We start from the raw sequence: 20,418 nt of genomic DNA, 5'->3' as shown, positions 1-20,418 counted from the left end.
CGGGTTCTTTCGGCAAATCAAGCCCCGCGTGGGCGGTTTGCGTCAACTCAGGCTAGCTTTGTGGCGCCTCAGGCACCACATATTCCACCAATTCGGTCACCTGAAAGAACTGGAAATTATCGTCCGACACCATGGTCAGGCGGATCCGTCCCTGATCGTCCCGCCACACGGCGATGCCTTCCAGATTGTCATGCACCCCCAGACCAGATCGAAACAGCTCCACCTCATTCGTGGGACCATTTGGGCCAAGATCAAAGCGGCGCACGCGGCTGGTGAAGCCCAAAATCCCGGCCAGGTGACGTTCTAACACGTAAAGCCGCCCATCGGGGCCAACGTCTGCGCCGACCGGCAAATAAGGCCCTGTGCGCGGGATGGAATGGGATTTGACCCAGTTTTCAGCCCCTTGACGCAGGCGGTAAACTGGGAACCTCGAGCTGCTGTCGCTGCGTTCCGGGATGATGATCAGCGTGCCGTTCGCATCAATGGCCAATGCCTCAAGCGACGAGTTGTTTTGCATCTTGGCAAAATCAGGGTGCTTGGGCAGGTTGCGCGAGGCCAGCCCCAGCACGTCATAGGCCTGCACGCGGTGTTTCGCCTCAAAGCTGACATAGGTCTGACCATCGGGGCCGATCGCCAAGCCTTCGCTGTCGTTGAAAAACTTGGGCAATGCGTTGCCCTTGTCGGTACGCAATCTGGTGGGGGGGATATGCTCCACCCCGGTGATCTCGCCGTTGTTACCGCGCGTGATTTGCCCGGTGACGTAATAGCCTTTGTCGGTGATCGCGGTGAAGGCGCGCCCGTTGGGGCCGACCTCGATCCCAGAGAATCCACCGAACTGCGCGTCATCGCCCCGCCAGCGAAACGACTGCAGGAAATCGGCGTTCTCCACCGATTGGGCCTCGCTCCAGGCGGTCAAAAAAACCAGCGCCGAGGCTATTGTGAGGACAGAACCGATCCGCATTGGTTGGGAAGATCCGCTAGAGTGAGGGGGCCGCGCGGCTTGCGCGGTTTCGGGTTTTTCGGGGCGGGTTTAGGCGGCGGCGGGGACAGGATGTCCCGCACCCACTTCTCTGCATCTTTACAGCCATCCCCGGCGGGCGGCGGCGACTGATTTTGACAGCCACGCGCCCCCTTAGGACATTTCAGGCGCACATGAAAGTGATAATGGTGCCCCCACCAAGGTCGAATTTTGCGCAGCCATTTCCGGTCGCCTTTTTCATCTTTGCACATCTGCACTTTGGCGCCGGGAAAGACAAAAATCCGCGCCACGCGTGGGTCTTTGGCGGCGGCACGCAGGATGTTGTGGTGTTGGCGGGTCCAGTTGTTGTTCACATAGGCACCTTTCGCGCGGCGCATCGAGATCGAGGAAATCCCCTCACGCTCTGCTGCTGTCAGGTTCAGGCGTTTGGGCGGCAGCATCCAGATATCAGCGTCCAACCCAATTTGGTGCGAGCGGTGACCAGATAGCATTGGTCCACCGCGCGGCTGGCTCATGTCACCAACATAAAGCCCCTTCCACCCTTTTTGGCGGGCGGCTTTACGCGACAGGTCTTTGACAAAATCCACCAATTCAGGGTGGCCCCAATTGCGGTTGCGCGACAGGCGCATCGCTTGCCATGTTTTGCCGGTTTGCGGCAATTGGACGGCACCGGCAACACAGCCTTTGGCGTAAGATCCGAACGGCGCGGCGCGCTGGGCGGACCCTTGGCGCACGGCACCAAAATATTCTTTCGCGGGGCGTTCTGCCAACGCGGGTGGGGCCAGCGAAATAATCAAGCCCAACGCCACAACCAATGTTCTGATCATAAATGCACCTTCTTAATGTTCCCCATCAGGTTTAACCCAGACAAGCAGGATAAGTCCTACGGCAAACAGCCCAATCAGCGGTGTTACGCCGAGTTGCTGGCTGCCGGTCAGTGCCGTCACCACGCCAATCGAGAAGGGCGCGATAAAGCTGGTGGCCTTGCCTGCCAGCGCATAAAGGCCAAACGCTTCGGTCATCCGTTCGGGGTTGGCTTGGCGTACCATCATGGTTCGGCTGGCAGATTGCAATGCGCCCCCGGCGGCGCCAATCACCGCACCAACGAAGTAAAAGGCGATGTCCGGCAGGCTGCTGCCCGGGCCAACGGCCACGCCAAATACGCTTTCGCGTGAGACAAAAACCACACTGATCGCCACAAGCGTCAGCACACAGATCGAAACGGTGATGACGGGTTTTGGGCCGACACGGTGATCGGCCTTGCCGCCGAGCCAGGCAAAAATCGCACCCGTGATAATGGCGACAATCCCAAAGATCCCAACATTGACCACGCTCCAATTCAAGACACCAGCGGCGTAAATCCCGCCAAACGTATACATCCCGTTCAGCGCGTCCCGATAGAACATTGAGCTGCCGAGATACGCAAACAGGCTAGCGGATTGCGGCAATTTTCGAAGGGTACGCCCCAGTTCGGTCATCGCGTTTTTGATCATCCGTGGGCTGGGTTTGCTGTGTTTCGGGTCACGAACCCACAGGAAAAACGGCACCATAAACACCATGTACCACAGGGCCGTTAGCGGGCCGACAAAACGGGTGCCTTCGCGCGTGGCTGGATCCAGCCCTAAAATGGGGTCGATCCCGATCAGGGTTTTGCCCTGCGGGCTTTCGGCAAATAGCGTCAGCATGATGATCAACGCGAGCAGCCCGCCGATATAGCCAAAGGCCCAGCCATTGCCGGAAATGCGGCCGATCTCTTCGCGGGTGCCAAGATCAGGTAACATCGAGTTGGTGAAGATTGTGGCAAATTCCATGCCAACCAGACCGATGGCAAACATCACAAGCGCAAAGGTCAGATTGTCCATGCCGGGGGCGGCCATCCAGACACCGGCACTGCCCACCACATACATGACCGAAAAGGCCCAGATCCAGTGCAGGCGATTGCCAGAGGTGTCAGCGATGGCACCCAAAATCGGGGCGAGCAAAGCGATGCACAACCCAGCAGCCCCAACGGTAAACCCCCATGTTGCCTGTGCTTCTGCCCCATCCCCGATCAGTGACTTGATGTAGGGGCCAAACACAAATGTCAGGATCAGCGTGTTATAGGGCTGGCTGGCCCAATCAAACCAAAACCATCCCCAAATACGCTTGCGTGCGGAAATCTCTGCCATCTGCTGCCCCTATTCGCGCCTGTTTGGACCGATCAAACAGGGTTTGTGGGGCGGGGGCAAGGCTGCAAGTGCCGTGCGGCGCCTATGGGATGTTATGCGGCGTCGGTTTTCGCCTCGTTCACAGGGGGCTGGGCGGGGGGCTGGGCGGGGGTTTCTACGGGCATTTCTGGTGGCCAGGGGCGTTCGGCGTCGGCGTCAATCCACGCCTGCACCCAACGGGGCAGGTCTGGTGCGGCACCCGTAACGCCCATCGCCGCAATCACATCGGCCGAAGGCACAATGCCACGCCGCCCGGTCACGGCGGATCGGTAAACGATCTGATTGGCGCATTCGCCCCCCAACCACATGCTTTGCTCCACATAGAAAAAGCGATCGTCCCACCCAACAAGGCGCGACCGCGTTTCGAACTTTGCCATCATGCGGATGCGTTTGCGATAGCGTACCGAAGCACCGGCCATCGTCAGCCCCCAACGGTTTTTCAACAGCACTTTGGTCAATCCCGTGCGCCCAGCCAGCGGGATCCGACCCAGATCATAAAGCGTCAGCGTGCGCCCATTGTTCAGCTCGCGCCACAAATCCAAATCCCACGGCCAGCAGATATGATGGCTGACATGCACGCCGGTGATGGGCAGCGGCTTGGCCCTTGCATTGATGGCCAGCTCTTTGAACATGCGGATAATGGGATACATGGCGCGCTCCTGTCAAAAAATCCCCCTTGCCGCGTGGGGCGCGCGCCGTCAACCAAGACCGCGCGTCACTCTTGCCCTTTTGCTCCGCTGTCCCTAGATGGGATGAAGACCATGAAAAGGAGCCACCATGCTGTCGTTGATCCAGATTCTGCTGATGATTATCCAAATCGTTTGGTATGTCGTGATTGCCCATGTGGTGATGTCATGGCTGATCAACTTTCAGGTGCTGAACCTGCGTCAGCAATTGGTCGCGCAAATCTGGTATGGGCTCGAGCGTCTCTTGGGGCCGATCTATGCCAAAATCCGGTCGTTCCTGCCGCCAATGGGGGGGCTGGACCTTGCGCCGCTGGTGCTTTTGCTGGGGCTGATGGCGATCCGCATTGTGCTGATCAATAACGCCTCAAGTTTCTACTAACCGCGCGTTAAATGCTTGTCGCGCGCCGCCCCGCATGAGAGTGTCGCTGAAACAAACGAGCAGCTGCCAAACATGCCCCGCGACATGGACCTTTTGAAATCCGTTTTTGGGTTTGATGACTTTCGACCTGGTCAGGCCGAGATTGTGGACGCTGTGATTGCGGGGGAAAATACCCTTGCGATCATGCCCACAGGTGGCGGGAAATCCCTTTGCTTTCAATTGCCTGCGCTGGTGCGCGGCGGCGTGACGGTGGTGATTTCACCGCTGATTGCCCTGATGCGCGACCAAGTGCGCGCGTTACAAGCGGCGGGGGTAGAGGCCGGCGCGCTGACCTCTGGCAACACCGAAGAGGAAAACAACGCCGTCTTTGATGCGCTGGGCGAGGGGCGGCTTAAGCTTTTGTATATGGCGCCTGAACGGCTGGCCTCGGGCGGGACGTTTAATCTGTTGAAACGGGTCGGGACGTCGCTCATTGCGGTCGATGAAGCCCACTGTGTCAGCCAATGGGGCCATGATTTTCGCCCGGATTATCTGCGCATTGGGGACCTCAAACGGGCGCTGAACGTGCCGCTCGCCGCCTTCACCGCGACAGCAGATGAAGAAACCCGCGAAGAGATTGTTGAAAAACTGTTTGCAGGCGAGCCCCCGACGTCGTTTCTGCGCGGTTTTGATCGGCCCAATATTCATCTCGCCTTTGCGGTGAAAGACAGCCCGCGCGCGCAAATTCTTGATTTTGCGGACGCGCGCCGCGGCCAATCGGGCATTGTGTACACCGCCACCCGCGCGCGTACCGAAACCCTGGCCAAAGCGTTGCGCGATGCGGGGCATAGTGCTGTGCATTACCACGGCGGGATGATGGCCGACGATCGCCGCTATGTGGAACGTCAGTTTCAGCAAGAAGATGGGTTGATTGTTGTGGCCACAATCGCCTTTGGCATGGGCATCGACAAGCCGGACATCCGCTGGGTTGCGCATTCGGATCTGCCGAAATCCATTGAATCCTACTATCAGGAAATTGGCCGCGCTGGACGCGATGGGGCACCCGCCGAAACCCTGACCTTGTTCGGCCCGGATGACATTCGCCTGCGACGCACGCAAATTGACGAAGGGTTGGCACCAGCCGAACGGCGCGGTGCGGATCACGGGCGGCTGAACGCGCTTTTGGGTCTGGCCGAGGCACATGGCTGTCGCCGCCAACAGCTTTTGGCCTATTTCGGCGAGGCATCAGAGCCTTGCGGAAACTGTGATCTTTGCGATCGCCCGCCGGAATTGTTTGACGGGACTGTCGACGTGATGAAGGCGCTGTCGGCAATTTTGCGCACGGATGAATGCTTTGGCTCCGGGCATTTGATCGACATTCTGCGTGGAAATAAAACCGAAAAAATGCGTGAACGCGGCCATGATGCCCTGCCGACCTTTGGGGTTGGACGTGACCATGACAAGCGCATGTGGCAGGCGATTTTCCGGCAAATTCTTGGGCTTGATTTGGTGCGGCCAGATCCCGAACGCCACGGGGCGCTGCGCATCACGACCAAGGCGCATCCGGTGCTGCGGGGCGAGGCAGAGGTGCAGCTGCGGCGTGATACCTTAAAAGCCACGCGCCGTCCGGCCGCCAAGATGATGGTGTCAGAAGAGGATGCGCCACTGTTGTCCGCGCTTAAGGCGAAACGCCGGGCTTTGGCCGAAGCGGCCCGCGCGCCTGCCTATGTTGTGTTCACCGATAAGACCTTGATTGAAATGGCAGAACGCCGACCGATGACGCTGGATGATATGGCGCGAATTGGTGGGGTTGGTGCCAAAAAGCTTGAGACATATGGCCAAGCCTTTCTTGAGGTGATCGCCGGGGATGCACCTGATTTACACCCGGTGCGTCGCAAGCTTGCGGGGCGCGCGTCCGGTGGGCTTTACGATCAATTGCAAGCCGCCGCGACCGAGCTTTTGCGCGGCGAAGATGGCACCGGAAAATACCTGACCCTGACGCCGGGCACCTTGCGCCAAATTGCCGAACGTAAACCCATGTCGATTGGCGATCTTGCGCGATTGTCAGGCATGACCGAAGCAAAGGCCGACCGTTTCGGCCCCACTTTTTTTGAAATCTTGATGGAGGCCGAGTGATGTTGGTGGCTGTATCCCCCGCGAAAAGATTGGATGAAACAGAGGCGCGCCGCGATGGCGGCAGCACGCCGGTATTTTTCGAGCAGGCTCAGGAGTTGGCCAAAACCGCTGGTGCATTGACCGCGGGCGAGCTGGAAAAGCTCATGCATATTTCGCCCAATCTGGCGGCGTTGAATGTAGACCGGTTTGAGGCTTTTGGAACTGGTCAGGGCGAGAAACCCGCGATTGAGATGTTTGCGGGCGACACCTATGCGGGCCTTGATGCGGTCAGCCTCAGCGAGGATGAAATGCGGTATGCGCAGGATCATCTGTGCATTTTGTCCGGCCTTTATGGTTTGCTGCGCCCGATGGATCATATCGCCCCGTACCGCTTGGAGATGGGCTCGCGGTTGGCAAATGCCCGCGGCAAGAACCTCTATGAATTTTGGGGCGATCGCGTGGCAGAGGCACTGAACGATCGTGCGAAATCTGCGGGGACCGAGGTTTTGGTCAACTGCGCGTCAGTTGAGTATTTCACCGCCGCAGATCGCGATGCATTGGGGCTTCGGGTGATCACACCCAGCTTCTATGAGATGAAAAACGGCGCGCCAAAGATCGTTTCGTTTTTTGCCAAAAAGGCCCGTGGCGCGATGGCGCGGTTTATGATCGAGCGCCGGTTGAGTGACCCTGAAGATCTGAAAACATTCGATTTGGGGGGCTACCGCCATCACCCCGAGATGAGCCAAGGGGATAACCTGGTGTTTTTGCGCGACGGTGAAGCTTAATCCTCGGGGATGGGCGCGCGGGCCTCAGAGGGGCAGGCGTCTGCGATTTCAGACAGGATCACGGGCTTTTTCAGCGGCTTGGTCAGGTGTTTGTCCAACCCGTGTGACAAGATTTCCTCGGCGTCGCCGGTCATGGCATGGGCGGTGAGGGCCACAATTTTGGTGCGCTGTAAACCTTGCTCTTGCTCCAAGGCGCGAATGCACTGGGTTGCTTCTTTGCCATCCACCTCGGGCATGGAGATATCCATGAAGATGATGTCCGGATCGAAGGATTGAAACAGCTCTACCGCCTCGCGGCCATTGTTGGCAAACTTCAGGTCGATATCCAGGGCTTTCACGAGTTTGGAAAAGACCAATTGGTTGGTCCGGTTGTCCTCTGCCGCCAAAACGCGCATCGTGCGCTGTTCGCTCGGGACGCTATCGAACGCTGTGGTGTTGGGCGTGGATGGGGCCTCGGCGAAGATATTATCTGTGGTGCCTTCCTCAGTCGGCGTGAGGTTTGGGACGGGGGCCGGAATATCAGCCGGGGCGATGATCTCGGCTGTGTGATCGGCGTTCAAATCGCTCGTCGGGTCGGCAATAAGATCCGCAACTGCCTCGGCTGTGCTGTCTTTCGCGGCGAGGTTACTCTCCTCCACTGGAAGATGTTGCGCCAATGGGGCATCTATTCTTTCAAGTGTTTTAAAGAGTTCTTTTCGCAGGATTGGGGTGCTTAGAACGCTGTCGACCTTATCGGTCAAAACGCTGGTACGGGCGCCGGAGGTGATGGGCGCGTTGAGCAGAATTATCTTTGCAGAAGAGCCGTTTGCGTGGAACTGATCCACAAGCATTTGCGCGGCGTTGTTGGGCAGGTCTTCTTGAACAAATACAACCTGATGTGGCTCTGGGGTGGCTGGCATATGGCTGGGGTCGGGAAGATGGGTGACCGTCAGGCCCAAGGCCAGCAGGCTTTTTTCCAAGATCGCTTGATGCAGGCCATCTTGCATGACCAGCAAGGCGTGGCGCAGACCCAAAGGCAGCTTGGGGATGTTTACACTTTCTTCGACGGGCAGCGTGATATGCAGGCCAAAGCAAGAGCCGACGCCCTCTTCGCTTTCCACCCAAATCTCGCCGTCCATCAGATCGACAAGTTGGCGGGTGATCGCAAGACCAAGGCCGGTGCCATCAAATTTACGATTGCGCTCGTCTTCGACCTGATTGAATTCGCCAAAAATATGGTCCCGCATACTGGCGGGAATGCCAATCCCGCTGTCCTCAACCGTGATGTGGATCTTTTGCTTTGCGCCATCTTCGACCGGCAAACCCAAGACACGCACCAGAACGTGGCCTTTGGTGGTGAATTTGACCGCATTGCCCAAAAGGTTGGTTAAGATCTGCCCGATGCGCACCGGGTCGCCCCTGAGCTTGGTTGGCATGAAAATGTCAAAGTCGACGGAGAGTTGCAGCCCCTTTTCCTGAACAGAAGGTTTCAGAAGCGTCACCACGTCGTGAATTTTACGTTCGAGATCAAAACTCTCTGGATGTAGGGTCAGTTTTGACGCTTCGATTTTAGAATAATCCAAGACGTCGTTGATGATCGTCAAAAGCGCCTCGCCAGATTTTTTGATCGTGTCGACATAAAGCTTCTGTTCATCGTCCAAATCGCCATCTGCCATCAGTTCGGCAATCGCGACCACGCCATTCATTGGGGTGCGAATTTCATGGCTCATATTGGCGAGGAAAGCGGATTTAGCGCGGCTGGCAGCTTCGGCTTTCGAGCGTGCATCCACCAGTTCAGACTCGTATTTTATGGTGTCGGTGATATCGAGACCAAGGCTAACGGTATCCCCGTCTTGCGACCGTCGATCCGCCAGTTTGATATAGGTGCCATTCCACAGGCGAATGGTGTGCGGGTCAATTTTGGGCGCGCGCCATCGGGCCAGCATCATGTCGCGCCAAGCCAAGGGGCGCATGTCGTCAATGTCCACAATGCCTTCGTCCAGCGCGATTTGCAGAATGTCGATATAGGGAATACCGGGCCCGACGCATTCCAGCCCGTCAAAGGGTTTCAGATAGGCAGAATTGGCGGCAATCATCCGTTCGCTTTGGTCAAACACCGCAAACCCATCTTCGATGGTTTCCAGACTGTCCCACAGGCGTCGTTTGGCGATGACCACCTCTTGGGTGGCGCGTTCCAAATCGGCCTTTACGGATGTATTTTCCGTCAAGGTTTCCTGCATCTCTTCGCGGGTTTCCACAATTTCTTCCGACAGGGACCGCGCATGCAGCGAGAGCATCTTGTTTGCGTTGGAAAGCTCAGCTTGTTTCTGAGCCAACAAGCGTTCGGCGGCCATTCTGGCGCGCCGTTCCTGTGCAAGGATGTCGTCGATTTTCATCTGATACTCCGCATTCTGCGTTCCGGTCATGGGCAACATTGCCCCGACGAGGATGAACAGGAGTTTAACAAGATGCAGAAAATCGTTCTAAAAATGAGCGGGATTTTGAAAGCCGGAAAAGCGGCGGCACATCATCCAATGCGAAAGGCGCACGGCAGCCCCCGCAACCATTTGTTCCAAAAGAAAAACCCCGACACATGGCCGGGGCTTTCCAATTCTAACCTGTAAAAGGCGCGAAAGATTACTTGTCGTCTTCGGCGTCGTCATCGTCGCCGGACGGCAGGTTGAAAAAGCTGTCTGCGTCGCGCACATCTTCTTCTTTTTCTTCCTTCGGCTCAGGCGACAAAGAGAAGGTTTCAAGCCCCTCAATTGCGCTTGGCATTTTGGGTTCGGCGTCCATGGCAAGGCTTTGCTCGGTCGACACCAGCTTGCGGCGCTCGTCATCCGACATTACGCTTTCTTGCTTGGCGGCGGCTTTTTGCACGGCCAGATCCAGCTCGGACTGTTTACACAGACCCAAGGCCACCGGATCAATTGGTTCCATGTTGGAAATGTTCCAATGGGTGCGTTCGCGGATCGACTGAATGGTTGGCTTGGTGGTGCCGACCAGCTTGGCGATTTGCGCATCTGCCAGTTCGGGGTGGAATTTCACCAGCCACAGGATCGAATTCGGACGATCCTGACGTTTCGACAACGGGGTATAGCGTGGCCCACGGCGTTTTTCTTCGCCCACAGCGGCGGCGTAAAACTTCAGCTTCAGCTTGTGCAGCGGGTTTTCCTGCGCCTTGTCCAGCTCTTCCTGGGTCAGCTGGTTGTTGGCAACCGGGTCAAACCCTTTCACGCCAGCGGCCACATCGCCATCGGCAATGCCCTGTACTTCCAGCTCGTGCAGCCCACAGAAATCTGCGACCTGCTTAAAGCTCAGCGTTGTGTTGTCCACCAGCCAAACGGCGGTTGCTTTGGCCATAATCGGTTTGTTCGACATCGGAACACTCCTGTTAAAACTCTGGGTCCCGGATACAACTTTCCCGCGCCCTGGCTGGGCTGTCTGGGGTTACGGGGAACTTTCCAGACCGGTTTCCGTTGTGGGGGAACTTTCGTGGCTTATAAGGGAGATTGTGAAAAGAGGAAAGAGCAAATGCAAAATGTGATCCGGGCGGCACTTATCTGGGTGATTTCAACTGTCGGCGCATGGGCGGATGGCGAGGCTACGGGGGATTTTGACTATTACGTCCTGGCCCTGTCGTGGTCGCCCAATTGGTGCGCGGTTGAAGGCGATGCGCGCGGGTCAGAACAATGTGACCCTGCGCGTGATCTCGGCTGGGTTGTGCATGGGCTTTGGCCACAGAATGAGTCCGGTTGGCCCAGCTATTGCCGTCACAATTTTCGCAATCCGTCCCGTGGGTTAACCGATGCACAGGCAGATATTTTTGGCGCCGGCGGGGCCGCGTGGTATCAGTGGAAAAAGCACGGATCCTGTGCGGGGTTAGAACCGCAGGATTACTTTGACACGGTGCGCAAAGCCTACGGTGCCGTGGTGCGCCCCCCGGTCCTGCGCAAACTAGAGAAATCCGTGCGCCTGCCCGCAAAAGTCATTGAAGAGGCCTTCCTGCAATCGAACCCGACATGGCAAGCCAATATGCTGACCATCACCTGTAAATCCGACCGCATCCAAGAGGCCCGCCTGTGCCTGACCCGCGACCTTGAGCCGCGCAAATGTGGCCGCGACGTGAGCCGCGATTGCAGCCATCCAAGGGCGCTGTTTGATCCGGTAAGGTAGGGGGATCGGCCTAGAACCTTGCCTCTATGGTTTGATGTAAATGGCAACCCATGCCGCGACAGCAATCACAAGAGTTAAAGCGAGCATCACCCAATTTCGAAATACCTCTGACCGATGACGGCGATTGTCTTCCTCGTATTGGGCAATGGCTAGGAGGGCCTGACCTGTAACATGTACATATTGATCGTTATAAGAAACCTCACCGTTTTCAACCATAGCTTCGATTTGTAGGTGAAGGTGATCAAGCATAGAGAAATAACGTGGATGGCGACGAATGCGCGAACCATAGAGTAATCCCATAATATCGAACATATGTATTGTTAGGTCGTCGCGTCCAAGCAGAATTCGGCGTTCTGCGGCGTTTTGTTCCCGCTGAGAAATAAGCTTTTTGAGTATTTTAATGCGGCTTTGTCGCGTGGGCGTGCGGAAGTTGAAAAGCCCTTGAAATGTTCTGTCCGCAAAAATCTCCACAAGCGGTAGTTTGAAGAACTCTTGAAGGATAAAAGACATGGGATTTCTGAAGGTAAATTCGTGGCCTCGATAGTACTTTGAAATCCGAATCTGGTAGCTGCCTAAGAACTGATAGCAAACTGAAGTTCCGATAGAATATCCATCCTCTTCCTCGTTCCAAGCAATTCCAGCAAAGCCCCTTGGAGAGACTGTTTGTACCAAGATGTCACTGTAAGAGCCGTCGAGAATACGTAAATCGGCGTGGTAGAAGTCATTTTCCAGAGCTCGCTCTCCAGACAGTGGAATTCTGTTTGGTGCAGGTTTCCGAGCAACTCTTCGCAAAGCTCGCTTTAACCAAAAATGTTTCAAAAAATTCACGAGCTTCAGTCTCAAACCTCCAAACAAATCTTCCCAATATGCGTGCTGCTCTCCATGCGTGCATGGGCGGCGGCGGCATCCTCAAGGGCAAAGACCTGATCTAGTACGGGTTTCACGGTGCCAGCGTTCAAAAGCGGCCAGACTTTTTCCGCCAACTCCTCAGCGATCTTCGCCTTGGCAAGGTCGGATTGCGGGCGCAGGGTGGATCCGGTGACGGTCAGGCGTTTGGCCATGATTTGCGCAAAGTTGATCTCGGCCTTGGGGCCGGTCAGAAATGCGATGTGGACCATGCGGGCGTCATTGGCCATGGCGCGGATATTGCGGGCGATATAGCTTCCGCCGACCATATCAAGCACCAGATTGGCCCCGCCTTCGGCTTTCATGACCTCAACAAAATCCTCGTCTTTATAGTTGATCGCGCGTTCGGCCCCCAGATCGGTACAGACCGCGCATTTCTCATCACTGCCTGCGGTGGTGAACACACGCGCGCCAAAGTGGGTGGCGAGCTGGATCGCCGTGGTGCCGATGCCAGAGCTGCCCCCATGCACCAAAAACCGCTCGCCCGCCGTCAGCCCGCCGCGCATGAATACGTTGGACCATACGGTATAGTATGCTTCGGGAAGGCAGGCCGCTTGGCGCATATCCATCCCCTTTGGCACCCGCAACGCATGGGCGGCAGGCGTGGTTACATATTCCGCATATCCCCCACCGGGCAGAAGCGCACAGACCTGATCGCCCTTTTTCCATTGGGTCACACCCTCTCCCACGGCGGCCACTTCGCCCGACGCCTCAAGCCCGGGCAGGGGGCTGGCGCTGGGCGGCGGGGCATAAGCGCCCGCGCGTTGCAGCGCATCGGGGCGGTTCACCCCGGCGTAGGCGGTCTTGATCAGGATCTCACCATACGCAGGCGTAGGGATTGGGGCTTGGATCAGTTTCAGCACCTCTGGCCCGCCGGGGGTTGAGATCTCAACTGCGCGCATCACACTGCTCATTTCGTGTCTCCATCTTGCGTGGAATTCGGGGCCCAGCGGCCCGGATAATTGGGGTTCGTCTCGCGCGATCCTGGGGCCTTCACGCTGTCAAATATTTTGCCGGGACCGGCCATAAAGGCTTGAAACAGCTTATTTTCCCGCGCCTGTCCTTTGACCTTTTCAAACTGCATCACATTGTCGATGCGTCGGTCAAGAAAGGCCCAAGTGGCCGCACATCCCTCGCTGTCATCGCCGAGCCAATAGAGCACGGTAGAGGAATAGACCGCCGAAAGTGTGGCACGTTTTGTGTACCAATTAATGTCGCGCGACGTGTCGCCAAGCGTGGTCCAGATCGCATCACAAGTGCCCCATAATGCGGCGGTGCCATCGGTGGCGTTTTGCGGCATTGCGAAAAATGCCATGCCCTTGCGCACCAGTTCTTTGTCGGCCACCTCAAGCCGGAACCGCACACCCGCCGCGATCCGATCACGAAAGCGCATGGCGGCCAGATCGGCATCGTTTAAGCGCGCCACCATTTGTGCGTCCCCGGCAAAGTGATAGGCGAGCGCCAGATCCAACGCCCCACGGGGAAACAGCGCCTGCACCTCGGCGGGGGTCATGCCCATTTCCGCCTGTGTCGCGTCCATTGTCGCGCAGGACCAGCCGTCAAAGGGCACATGGTTTACGGCGGCGTTCAGGAAATCATCTTTGGTGACAGATTGTGTGGCGGTCGATGCATCGGTCATTGGGGCGCCCTCTTTGTAGGTTCGCATCATTATATATCTGTTTGAACATGGGATGATAGGGCGGGGTGCCGTGTTGCGACACTCGCGACACCTAGACATTGTGGGGATTCCCTGCTAAGCGGGCCGTTCCTGCAATTTTGCAAACTTCAACTTAGAAAGGTGGTGACAACCACATGCAGGTTTCGGTACGCGATAACAACGTAGACCAAGCGCTTCGTGCGCTGAAGAAAAAACTTCAGCGTGAAGGTGTCTTCCGTGAAATGAAGCTCAAGCAACATTTCGAGAAGCCCTCCGAGAAGAAAGCTCGTGAAAAAGCGGAAGCTATCCGCCGTCAGCGTAAGCTGGCTCGCAAGAAGCTTCAGCGCGAAGGAATGATGTAAGTCATCCCAGAAGCACCGGCGAGAGGGTTGTCAACCGCTCGTCAAAACGACCCCCGCAGCAGCCGCTTCGGGGGTTTGTTTTTTGGTCACACCTCGCGCAGATGTTCCTGCAAAGCCATCGCAACGGCGTCGGGATGGGAATAGCCGATCCCATGTCCCGCACCTGCAATCTGATACTTATATGCCCGCCTGTTCCATTCCGTCAGCTTGCCGATGGACGACAGGGGAATCACGCTATCCTCTTCTCCCCAAACGGAAATCACTGCGATTGGGGTTTTGGCGATCGCGCGGTGGTTGGCCTCTTGGCTTTGGCTCAGCATGTGGCGTTCAGACGACAGAATCGCCCGCAAATAGCCACGGTTTTGCGTTTCCGCCACCATGCGTTCCGGCAGGTCGTGGATGGCAACTTCGTCAGTTTCCGCAAGGGCCGTACGCCTTAGTTGCCACGCGCCCAACGCCCCCCATAGCCAATCGCCAAGCCGCCCCTTGTCCCGCACCCAATTGAGCAGCGGTCCGGGGTGATAGTGCATCCCGGCGGGCGCAAGCAGCATCAGTCGGTCAATCTGTTCCGGGTGACGCGCGGCATAAGCCGTGGCAATGGATCCGCCCATGGAATACCCAAAGAGGCTGATTTCCTGATCGGCAATATCAAGGGCGTCCAGCAACTCTTCAAGCTGCGCGACATGAAAGCTCTCGTCCTGCGCACCGGCCACCCGATCTGAATAGCCACGCCCATAAAGGTCATAGGTCAAAATGTGAAATCCAAATCGGGTGAGATGCGGGATCAGCGCCTGAAACACCCAAGACGGCGAGGTCAGCCCATGCACCATCACCACCACCGGGCCGCGCCCAACGCCATGCCATTGATAATGGGTCAGGCCCGAAGGCAGCTCAGCAAAGCCACCGGGGGCATCGCGTCTGGCGGCACTGTCCATCTCTTTACGGGTGCGTTCCAGCACCCAAGGGGCGATGACCAGATTGGCCAGCATCCAGATCAGAAAGAGCGCCAGATAAGACATTATGTTTCCGCCTGCTGTGCTGCATTCCAGATCACTGGAAACCAATCTTCGCGCAACCTTTGACCGGATTGCATGTTGTGGCCGGGAAACGGGGGCGAGGTCCGACCGGGACGCTCGACATAGCGTGCATCATCCCCCATCCAGCGCAATGACAACGCCCGGCGGCGTGCGCCAGAACCGTTGCCTCGTGCGCCGTGGACGGTGCGGTAATCAAACACCACCGCGTCGCCCGGTTCCATCTCCCATTCGACCACCTGCATGTCGCCGGGGTTGGTGTCTGGGTCGGGTACGGGGATGTAATCTTGTTTACCTTCGTAAAAATTGCTGTCGTCGGCCCAGCTGACCGGACGCACCATTTTTTCCCATTTGTGACTGCCTGCGATGAATCGAAGGCTGTTTTCACGCACCGGATCCAAAGGGATCCAGAAGCTTGCGGTCTGTTGCCCTTCGACGAAATAATAAGGGCCGTCTTGGTGCCACGGCGTGGGTTTTGGGGTGCCCGGTTCCTTGACCAGCAGATGATCATGGAAAAACTGTGCTGTGGTGGATTGCATCAGGCGTGCAGCGATCTGTGCCACAGGGCTTTCACGCACCACACGCTCATATTCCGGGATGCGGGTCCAGTTCACGTAATCGTCGAAAAAACGCCCCTCGGTGACGGCGTTTTCAGACGCGTATTCGCCGGGCTTGGCCATGTTGCGATCAACACCTGCGCGCATCACCTCGACCCAGTCGGTAAGCGCACCAGGGATCATCACCACACCGTCGCGTTGAAAGTCTTCGATTTGCTGCGTCGTGATGGTTACCATTATGTTTACCTTCCTTGCCAAGCGGCTAAAATATATTGACTGGTCATCAAGTCGAGATGGGCCCCGCCGCCGTTTTTATAAAGGGTGATATCGTCGGGCGACCGCGTAAACACACCGCTTGCGGCATCGTATAAGTCTCCCAACACGTCACCATGTGTGATCACGCCACGGGCCAGTGGATCTTTGAATTCACCGATGTGGTCCAGCACAGTGTCCCGGCTATCCATAAATAGGCGTGCGCGGGTCAAAACCTCATCATCAGCCTCGCGCATGTCGGGCCGATAGGCGCCGATCAGGTCGATATGTTGGCCGGGTCGCAGCCACGCACCCTTAATCAACGGGTCGGTGGTCATGGTGGCAGAGGTGACAATATCGGCTTGTCGCACGCCCTCTTCGAGCGAGGCAACCACCGATGTTTTCTCACATTCTGCCGCAAATTCTTCGGCCCCCCTTGGAGAGCGGTTCCAGATCAGGAAATGGGCGGCGGGGAACATCGCACCATATGCCTCGCGCAAGTTTCGCCCCACAGTACCAGCGCCGACGATCAAAATTACTTTGCTGTCAGGCCGGGCCAGAAGACGCGCGCCCAATACAGAATCGCCCGCTGTCTTCCATTTGGTGACCAAATGGAAATTAACGATGGCCCGCAAAACACCGGTGACATCATCATAAAGGTTAACCGCGCCGTGAATCATCGGTTCATTCCGGCTGGGGTTTCCAGGGATGATATTGGCGGTCTTCACAGCACTTCCCAACCCGTCAATCCAGGCCGATCGTGTGAGCATTGTATCCTCGCCGCGATATAGAAACGTGTCGCCAATCTGTGCTTTGGGGCGTTTGTGGTCGGCGAGAAACGCGTCAGTCAACCCGCGCCAGGTCAGAAAGGTTTCGGCCTCGAAGGGGATGATTTCCGGGGGGGTGGTTATGGTCACAGGTCACTTTCCTCAATCAGTCCAGCGCGGATCAGTCGATCGGCCCAGATGCTTGGATCTTGAAACAGATGGGTTTGCCATCCACGGGCGGCGGCCGCGTCGATGTTGTCGGCGCGGTCGTCGGTAAACAAAAGCCGTTTGGGATTGATTTTGCAATCCTCTTCGACACGTTGATAAATCTCTGCTGTCGGTTTTGTGACGCCCATATGGCCAGAGATGTAACGACGGTCAAATTCGCGCAGGAAATCATTGTCCGCTTCGGAAAGGGCGAAGGATCCAATGCCGAAATTTGAGAGAGCAAACACCGGGACACCGCGGTGTTTTAGCGCACGTAAGGTGGCAACCGACAGATCAATTGCTGGCGCGGCCAATTGGCGCCAACGATCATGCCACCAGCGGATTTCCTTTTTGAATTCCGGATGCTTATCGGCTGTGGCGTAAATAACATCGTGAAAATCACCACCCCGATCAACCAGCTCGTTCATGAAATGCAGATCAACTGCGGCAAACATGGCGCGGCGGCGGTCCTGGCCGATCCATCGGTCGTAATGTTCTTCAGGTTGCCAGCGGATCAACACGTTACCGATGTCAAAAATCACGGCATCTGGGCGGGGAAAATCATCAATCATGCGGCGACCCTAACCCAGCCTGAGTGTCTTGGGAATGGGGGCAATCCTGATTAGCCAGACAGTTCGGCGGCATGTTTGCCGTGGTATTCCACCAGGGCTGCCAAGTCTTCGGCGGGGGTCTGGTCGGGGATGCAGGCATGGGCATTTGAGGCGTGTTGAAAGATAGAGCCATCGGAGAAAAAACTTGAATTGGTGACGAAAATCACCCGCGCGTTGGGCAGGCGAAATCCGGCATAATCAGACACGGTCAGCGCATTGCCGGTGCCCAGCTTAATATTCATGACGATGACGTCAAAGGGATCTTGGTTAATGGCGGAAATGGCTCGGTCTTCCCCGTCGGCGCGCGTGACCACAGCACCCTGCCGCTCTAATGAGCGCGCCCAAACCTCTGCGAGATCGGCGTTGGTCTCAACAATTAATACTCGCATGTATACTCCCAAACCAATTCTCTCATATCTCGGTAAGATTCGCTAACACTTCCCGGTGAACAGTTGGTCAGGTTGTTTCCGTGACGGCGACAATCGACATCATGTCGCAAAGTAGGATTGTTTTTCGTGTGGTTTTCCGCTTCAAGGCAGAGAGCAAGTGAGGGAGTGCGACATGACAAGCTGGATCACCGTTTGTGACACCTGCAAACGAGACGATTGGGATGAAGCCCGGTCGGGGGGGAAAACTGATGGCGAGGCTTTGGCCGAAATGGTTGAGGCCGCAGCGGCGGGAAGCGAGCTGAAAGTGCGCCGGGTCTCTTGCCTGATGGGGTGCTCCAATTCCTGTAATGTCACGGTCCAGGCGCATGGAAAACTGGCTTACACAATGGGGATGTTTGATCCGGTGGTTGAAGCGGCTGAAGGCATTGTCGCCTATGCAAAAGGTCATGCGCAAAGTGCCAACGGCACCGTGCCTTATCGTGAATGGCCGCAAGCGGTGAAAGGGCATTTTGTAACCCGACACCACCCAATTCCGGAAGAATAACAATGGCTAAGATGCGAGATCATGGCGGGGGGCTGGATGCGGCAATTGCCCATTTTGGTGGCAAACGCGGCGATTGGTTGGACTTGTCGACCGGCGTCAATCCGCATCCATATCCGGTGGGTGAATGCGACCCAGAGGCATGGACCGCCTTGCCGGATCATGGCGCATTTACCCGGCTCGAGGGCGCAGCGCGCACTTTTTGGGACGTGCCAGACGAGGCGGCAATTTTGGCAGCCCCTGGCGCATCGGCCCTGATCGCGCGGATCCCCAGTTTGTTGCCTGCCGGAAAAGTTGAGATTTCTGCGCCGACTTATAACGAACATGCGGCCAGTTTTCGGGCTGAGGGGTGGGATGTTGCGGCAGGGGGTAACGCTCGCGTGATGGTGCATCCGAATAATCCAGACGGGGCCTTGTGGAACGCACCGGATCTGTCGCGGTCATTAACTATTATTGATGAGAGTTTTTGCGATGTGATGCCGATGCAATCTCATATCAAACGCGCCACAGAACCGGGTGTGCTCATCCTGAAATCCTTTGGTAAATTTTGGGGTTTGGCCGGGCTTCGATTGGGGTTTGTTATTGGGGATCCCGCGCTGATTGCGCGCTTGCGTGATGCAATTGGGCCTTGGCAGGTCTCTGGTCCTGCGCTGGAAATTGGTGCCCGTGCGCTCGAGGATTTTGACTGGGCATCGAAGACACGGCGCCGTTTGGCGGTTGAAACTGCTCGACTGGATGGGACGATGAAGCATCACGGCGCAAAGCTGGTTGGTGGCACCACCTTGTTTCGCCTTTATGATGTGGGCGACGCAGCCGGATGGCAGGAAAAGCTGGCGCGCGGCCATGTCTGGAGCCGTATTTTTCCCTATTCAACGTCCTGGCTGCGGCTGGGTCTGCCGACCGCACGCGGATGGTCGCAGTTGGAGGCCGCATTGTGACGCTGGTCTTGGCAATGTTGATTGACGCACTGTTTGGCGAGCCAGATTGGGCGTGGAAAAGGCTCCCTCACCCTGCGGTCATAATGGGGCGAGCGATTGGTTGGGCCGATGCAAAGTTTAACAAAGGTGAACAACGGATCCTGAAGGGGGCGGCGGTAGTCGTAATCCTGTCAGTTGTGGTGTGGTGGTTGGGATCCTTGGTGCCTCACTTGCCGTTTGGCGGGCTGATCGAAGTGCTTTTGGCCGCGGTCTTAATCGCGCAAAAATCGCTGGCCCAGCATGTACAAGCGGTGTCCGATGGATTGCGAAAGTCTTTGTCGCATGGTCGTCAAGCGGTCTCGATGATTGTGGGGCGCGACACCTGTGAAATGGACGAGCCGGCCATTTCGCGCGGTGCAATTGAATCGGCAGCGGAGAATTTCTCGGACGGGGTTGTTGCACCAATCTTTTGGTTCATGATCGCAGGTCTTCCCGGGTTGATGGTCTATAAATTGGCCAATACTGCGGACAGTATGATTGGGTATAGGACTGACAAATATGAAGAATTCGGTAAGTTTGCGGCCCGGTTGGATGATGTTCTGAACTGGGGGCCCGCACGACTGACTGCGATAGTCTTTATGATCGCTCAGCGTCGTTGGGACATTTGGGGGCTGATCCGGCGCGATGCGCCTTTGCATAGATCCCCAAATGCAGGTTGGCCCGAAGCAGCGATGGCCGTCGCGCTCAATGTGGCGCTGTCAGGGCCACGGTCCTATGAGGGAAAACTGCGCGATTTTCCATGGGTGAACGGGGCCGGCGCGCGCGACATTGGCGCAAAAGAGGTTGATCAGGCTGTCGACATGCTGTGGACGGGTTGGCTTGTGATTTTTGCTTTTGCAATGCTTGTCGCCATTGCCTGTTGATGTGAAATCG

22 protein-coding genes are annotated in these 20,418 nt (G+C 56.7%); 8 read left to right on the top strand and 14 right to left on the bottom strand.

The window, feature by feature from the left end; genetic code table 11:
- Nucleotides 1-52: 52 nt before the first annotated feature.
- From KKW20_RS10225 to KKW20_RS10210, 4 genes are all read right to left on the bottom strand, one after another.
- Nucleotides 53-961 (bottom strand): esterase-like activity of phytase family protein, encoded by a 909-nt coding sequence (locus KKW20_RS10225; protein ID WP_214567781.1) that lies wholly within the window; start codon nt 959-961, stop codon nt 53-55.
- Complete coding sequence (gene mepA / locus KKW20_RS10220) at nt 934-1,806, bottom strand: penicillin-insensitive murein endopeptidase (RefSeq protein ID WP_214567780.1); 873 nt, start codon at nt 1,804-1,806, stop codon at nt 934-936. Before mepA ends, KKW20_RS10225 begins: the two co-directional genes overlap by 28 nt.
- A gap of 12 nt (nt 1,807-1,818) precedes the next feature.
- Nucleotides 1,819-3,147 carry an MFS transporter gene (locus tag KKW20_RS10215; protein WP_214567779.1) on the bottom strand — a complete coding sequence of 443 codons (1,329 nt, stop codon included), beginning with the start codon at nt 3,145-3,147 and terminating at the stop codon, nt 1,819-1,821.
- 92 nt (nt 3,148-3,239) lie between these two features.
- Complete coding sequence (locus tag KKW20_RS10210) at nt 3,240-3,836, bottom strand: acyl-CoA thioesterase (protein ID WP_214567778.1); 597 nt, start codon at nt 3,834-3,836, stop codon at nt 3,240-3,242.
- A gap of 127 nt (nt 3,837-3,963) precedes the next feature.
- Here KKW20_RS10210 and KKW20_RS10205 point away from each other — a divergent pair, with 127 nt between their 5' ends.
- The 3 genes from KKW20_RS10205 to yaaA all read left to right on the top strand — a co-directional run bounded on the left by KKW20_RS10205 (nt 3,964) and on the right by yaaA (nt 7,130).
- The gene (locus KKW20_RS10205) at nt 3,964-4,251 is read left to right on the top strand and encodes a YggT family protein (protein WP_214567777.1); all 288 of its coding nucleotides are present in this window, start codon (nt 3,964-3,966) and stop codon (nt 4,249-4,251) included.
- 72 nt (nt 4,252-4,323) lie between these two features.
- Nucleotides 4,324-6,366 carry a DNA helicase RecQ gene (gene recQ / locus KKW20_RS10200; protein ID WP_214567776.1) on the top strand — a complete coding sequence of 681 codons (2,043 nt, stop codon included), beginning with the start codon at nt 4,324-4,326 and terminating at the stop codon, nt 6,364-6,366.
- Nucleotides 6,366-7,130, top strand: coding sequence for a peroxide stress protein YaaA (yaaA, locus tag KKW20_RS10195; RefSeq protein WP_214567775.1), 765 nt, complete (start codon nt 6,366-6,368; stop codon nt 7,128-7,130). The genes recQ and yaaA overlap by 1 nt, the downstream gene beginning before the upstream one ends.
- On the opposite strand, the gene KKW20_RS10190 is transcribed toward yaaA, so the two are convergent.
- Nucleotides 7,127-9,535 carry an ATP-binding protein gene (locus tag KKW20_RS10190; RefSeq protein ID WP_246534549.1) on the bottom strand — a complete coding sequence of 803 codons (2,409 nt, stop codon included), beginning with the start codon at nt 9,533-9,535 and terminating at the stop codon, nt 7,127-7,129. The genes yaaA and KKW20_RS10190 overlap by 4 nt on opposite strands.
- A gap of 211 nt (nt 9,536-9,746) precedes the next feature.
- Nucleotides 9,747-10,490: a DUF1013 domain-containing protein gene (locus tag KKW20_RS10185; protein WP_214567774.1), complete on the bottom strand. Its 744-nt coding sequence runs from the start codon at nt 10,488-10,490 to the stop codon at nt 9,747-9,749.
- A gap of 153 nt (nt 10,491-10,643) precedes the next feature.
- On the opposite strand from KKW20_RS10185, the gene KKW20_RS10180 reads away from it, so the two are divergent.
- The gene (locus KKW20_RS10180; protein ID WP_214567773.1) at nt 10,644-11,285 is read left to right on the top strand and encodes a ribonuclease T2 family protein; all 642 of its coding nucleotides are present in this window, start codon (nt 10,644-10,646) and stop codon (nt 11,283-11,285) included.
- A 24-nt stretch (nt 11,286-11,309) separates the two neighbouring features.
- Here the strand turns inward: KKW20_RS10180 and KKW20_RS10175 are convergent, their stop codons facing one another.
- From KKW20_RS10175 to KKW20_RS10165, 3 genes are read right to left on the bottom strand one after another with little or no spacing between them, the layout of a single operon-like run.
- Nucleotides 11,310-12,113 carry a hypothetical protein gene (locus KKW20_RS10175; protein ID WP_214567772.1) on the bottom strand — a complete coding sequence of 268 codons (804 nt, stop codon included), beginning with the start codon at nt 12,111-12,113 and terminating at the stop codon, nt 11,310-11,312.
- Between the two features lie 11 nt (nt 12,114-12,124).
- Nucleotides 12,125-13,105 (bottom strand): NAD(P)H-quinone oxidoreductase, encoded by a 981-nt coding sequence (locus tag KKW20_RS10170; RefSeq protein WP_214567771.1) that lies wholly within the window; start codon nt 13,103-13,105, stop codon nt 12,125-12,127.
- Nucleotides 13,102-13,830, bottom strand: coding sequence for a COQ9 family protein (locus KKW20_RS10165; RefSeq protein WP_214567770.1), 729 nt, complete (start codon nt 13,828-13,830; stop codon nt 13,102-13,104). The genes KKW20_RS10170 and KKW20_RS10165 overlap by 4 nt, the downstream gene beginning before the upstream one ends.
- Nucleotides 13,831-14,003: 173 nt before the next feature.
- Here KKW20_RS10165 and rpsU point away from each other — a divergent pair, with 173 nt between their 5' ends.
- The gene (gene rpsU, locus KKW20_RS10160; RefSeq protein WP_214567769.1) at nt 14,004-14,210 is read left to right on the top strand and encodes a 30S ribosomal protein S21; all 207 of its coding nucleotides are present in this window, start codon (nt 14,004-14,006) and stop codon (nt 14,208-14,210) included.
- Nucleotides 14,211-14,296: 86 nt separating this feature from the next.
- On the opposite strand, the gene KKW20_RS10155 is transcribed toward rpsU, so the two are convergent.
- The 5 genes from KKW20_RS10155 to KKW20_RS10135 are packed head-to-tail and all read right to left on the bottom strand — an operon-like array spanning nt 14,297 to nt 18,027.
- Nucleotides 14,297-15,229 carry an alpha/beta fold hydrolase gene (locus KKW20_RS10155; protein WP_214567768.1) on the bottom strand — a complete coding sequence of 311 codons (933 nt, stop codon included), beginning with the start codon at nt 15,227-15,229 and terminating at the stop codon, nt 14,297-14,299.
- A complete protein-coding gene (locus KKW20_RS10150; protein ID WP_214567767.1) occupies nt 15,229-16,038 on the bottom strand; it encodes a phytanoyl-CoA dioxygenase family protein in 810 nt (269 codons plus the stop codon). The genes KKW20_RS10155 and KKW20_RS10150 overlap by 1 nt, the downstream gene beginning before the upstream one ends.
- Nucleotides 16,039-16,043: 5 nt before the next feature.
- A complete protein-coding gene (locus tag KKW20_RS10145; protein WP_425514269.1) occupies nt 16,044-16,964 on the bottom strand; it encodes an ornithine cyclodeaminase family protein in 921 nt (306 codons plus the stop codon).
- Nucleotides 16,965-16,966: 2 nt separating this feature from the next.
- Entirely contained in the window at nt 16,967-17,599 is a 633-nt protein-coding gene (locus tag KKW20_RS10140; protein WP_214567765.1) for an HAD family hydrolase, read from the bottom strand.
- Nucleotides 17,600-17,649: 50 nt separating this feature from the next.
- Nucleotides 17,650-18,027 carry a response regulator gene (locus tag KKW20_RS10135; protein ID WP_214567764.1) on the bottom strand — a complete coding sequence of 126 codons (378 nt, stop codon included), beginning with the start codon at nt 18,025-18,027 and terminating at the stop codon, nt 17,650-17,652.
- A gap of 172 nt (nt 18,028-18,199) precedes the next feature.
- Between KKW20_RS10135 and KKW20_RS10130 the strand changes: the two genes are divergently transcribed.
- From KKW20_RS10130 to cbiB, 3 genes are read left to right on the top strand one after another with little or no spacing between them, the layout of a single operon-like run.
- Complete coding sequence (locus KKW20_RS10130; RefSeq protein ID WP_214567763.1) at nt 18,200-18,571, top strand: DUF1636 family protein; 372 nt, start codon at nt 18,200-18,202, stop codon at nt 18,569-18,571.
- A gap of 2 nt (nt 18,572-18,573) precedes the next feature.
- Nucleotides 18,574-19,506, top strand: a complete 933-nt coding sequence (locus KKW20_RS10125; RefSeq protein WP_214567762.1) for a threonine-phosphate decarboxylase — start codon at nt 18,574-18,576, stop codon at nt 19,504-19,506.
- Nucleotides 19,503-20,408, top strand: coding sequence for an adenosylcobinamide-phosphate synthase CbiB (cbiB, locus tag KKW20_RS10120; protein ID WP_343207575.1), 906 nt, complete (start codon nt 19,503-19,505; stop codon nt 20,406-20,408). Before KKW20_RS10125 ends, cbiB begins: the two co-directional genes overlap by 4 nt.
- Nucleotides 20,409-20,418: the final 10 nt, after the last annotated feature.

The sequence above is a fragment of the Aliiroseovarius lamellibrachiae genome (assembly GCF_018599245.1).
GTDB lineage: Bacteria > Pseudomonadota > Alphaproteobacteria > Rhodobacterales > Rhodobacteraceae > Aliiroseovarius > Aliiroseovarius lamellibrachiae.
Note: the sequence above shows the minus strand (reverse complement) of the source record. Positions and strands in the feature narration are given on the sequence as shown.

Excerpts from the sequence above, each read along its gene's own strand:
- KKW20_RS10225 (WP_214567781.1), bottom strand. The coding sequence starts at position 961 with ATGCGGATCGGTTCTGTCCTCACAATAGCCTCGGCGCTGGTTTTTTTG.
- mepA (WP_214567780.1), bottom strand. The coding sequence starts at position 1,806 with ATGATCAGAACATTGGTTGTGGCGTTGGGCTTGATTATTTCGCTGGCC.
- KKW20_RS10215 (WP_214567779.1), bottom strand. The coding sequence starts at position 3,147 with ATGGCAGAGATTTCCGCACGCAAGCGTATTTGGGGATGGTTTTGGTTT.
- KKW20_RS10210 (WP_214567778.1), bottom strand. The coding sequence starts at position 3,836 with ATGTATCCCATTATCCGCATGTTCAAAGAGCTGGCCATCAATGCAAGG.
- KKW20_RS10205 (WP_214567777.1), top strand. The coding sequence starts at position 3,964 with ATGCTGTCGTTGATCCAGATTCTGCTGATGATTATCCAAATCGTTTGG.
- recQ (WP_214567776.1), top strand. The coding sequence starts at position 4,324 with ATGCCCCGCGACATGGACCTTTTGAAATCCGTTTTTGGGTTTGATGAC.
- yaaA (WP_214567775.1), top strand. The coding sequence starts at position 6,366 with ATGTTGGTGGCTGTATCCCCCGCGAAAAGATTGGATGAAACAGAGGCG.
- KKW20_RS10190 (WP_246534549.1), bottom strand. The coding sequence starts at position 9,535 with ATGACCGGAACGCAGAATGCGGAGTATCAGATGAAAATCGACGACATC.
- KKW20_RS10185 (WP_214567774.1), bottom strand. The coding sequence starts at position 10,490 with ATGTCGAACAAACCGATTATGGCCAAAGCAACCGCCGTTTGGCTGGTG.
- KKW20_RS10180 (WP_214567773.1), top strand. The coding sequence starts at position 10,644 with ATGCAAAATGTGATCCGGGCGGCACTTATCTGGGTGATTTCAACTGTC.
- KKW20_RS10170 (WP_214567771.1), bottom strand. The coding sequence starts at position 13,105 with ATGAGCAGTGTGATGCGCGCAGTTGAGATCTCAACCCCCGGCGGGCCA.
- KKW20_RS10165 (WP_214567770.1), bottom strand. The coding sequence starts at position 13,830 with ATGACCGATGCATCGACCGCCACACAATCTGTCACCAAAGATGATTTC.
- rpsU (WP_214567769.1), top strand. The coding sequence starts at position 14,004 with ATGCAGGTTTCGGTACGCGATAACAACGTAGACCAAGCGCTTCGTGCG.
- KKW20_RS10155 (WP_214567768.1), bottom strand. The coding sequence starts at position 15,229 with ATGTCTTATCTGGCGCTCTTTCTGATCTGGATGCTGGCCAATCTGGTC.
- KKW20_RS10150 (WP_214567767.1), bottom strand. The coding sequence starts at position 16,038 with ATGGTAACCATCACGACGCAGCAAATCGAAGACTTTCAACGCGACGGT.
- KKW20_RS10140 (WP_214567765.1), bottom strand. The coding sequence starts at position 17,599 with ATGATTGATGATTTTCCCCGCCCAGATGCCGTGATTTTTGACATCGGT.
- KKW20_RS10135 (WP_214567764.1), bottom strand. The coding sequence starts at position 18,027 with ATGCGAGTATTAATTGTTGAGACCAACGCCGATCTCGCAGAGGTTTGG.
- KKW20_RS10130 (WP_214567763.1), top strand. The coding sequence starts at position 18,200 with ATGACAAGCTGGATCACCGTTTGTGACACCTGCAAACGAGACGATTGG.
- KKW20_RS10125 (WP_214567762.1), top strand. The coding sequence starts at position 18,574 with ATGGCTAAGATGCGAGATCATGGCGGGGGGCTGGATGCGGCAATTGCC.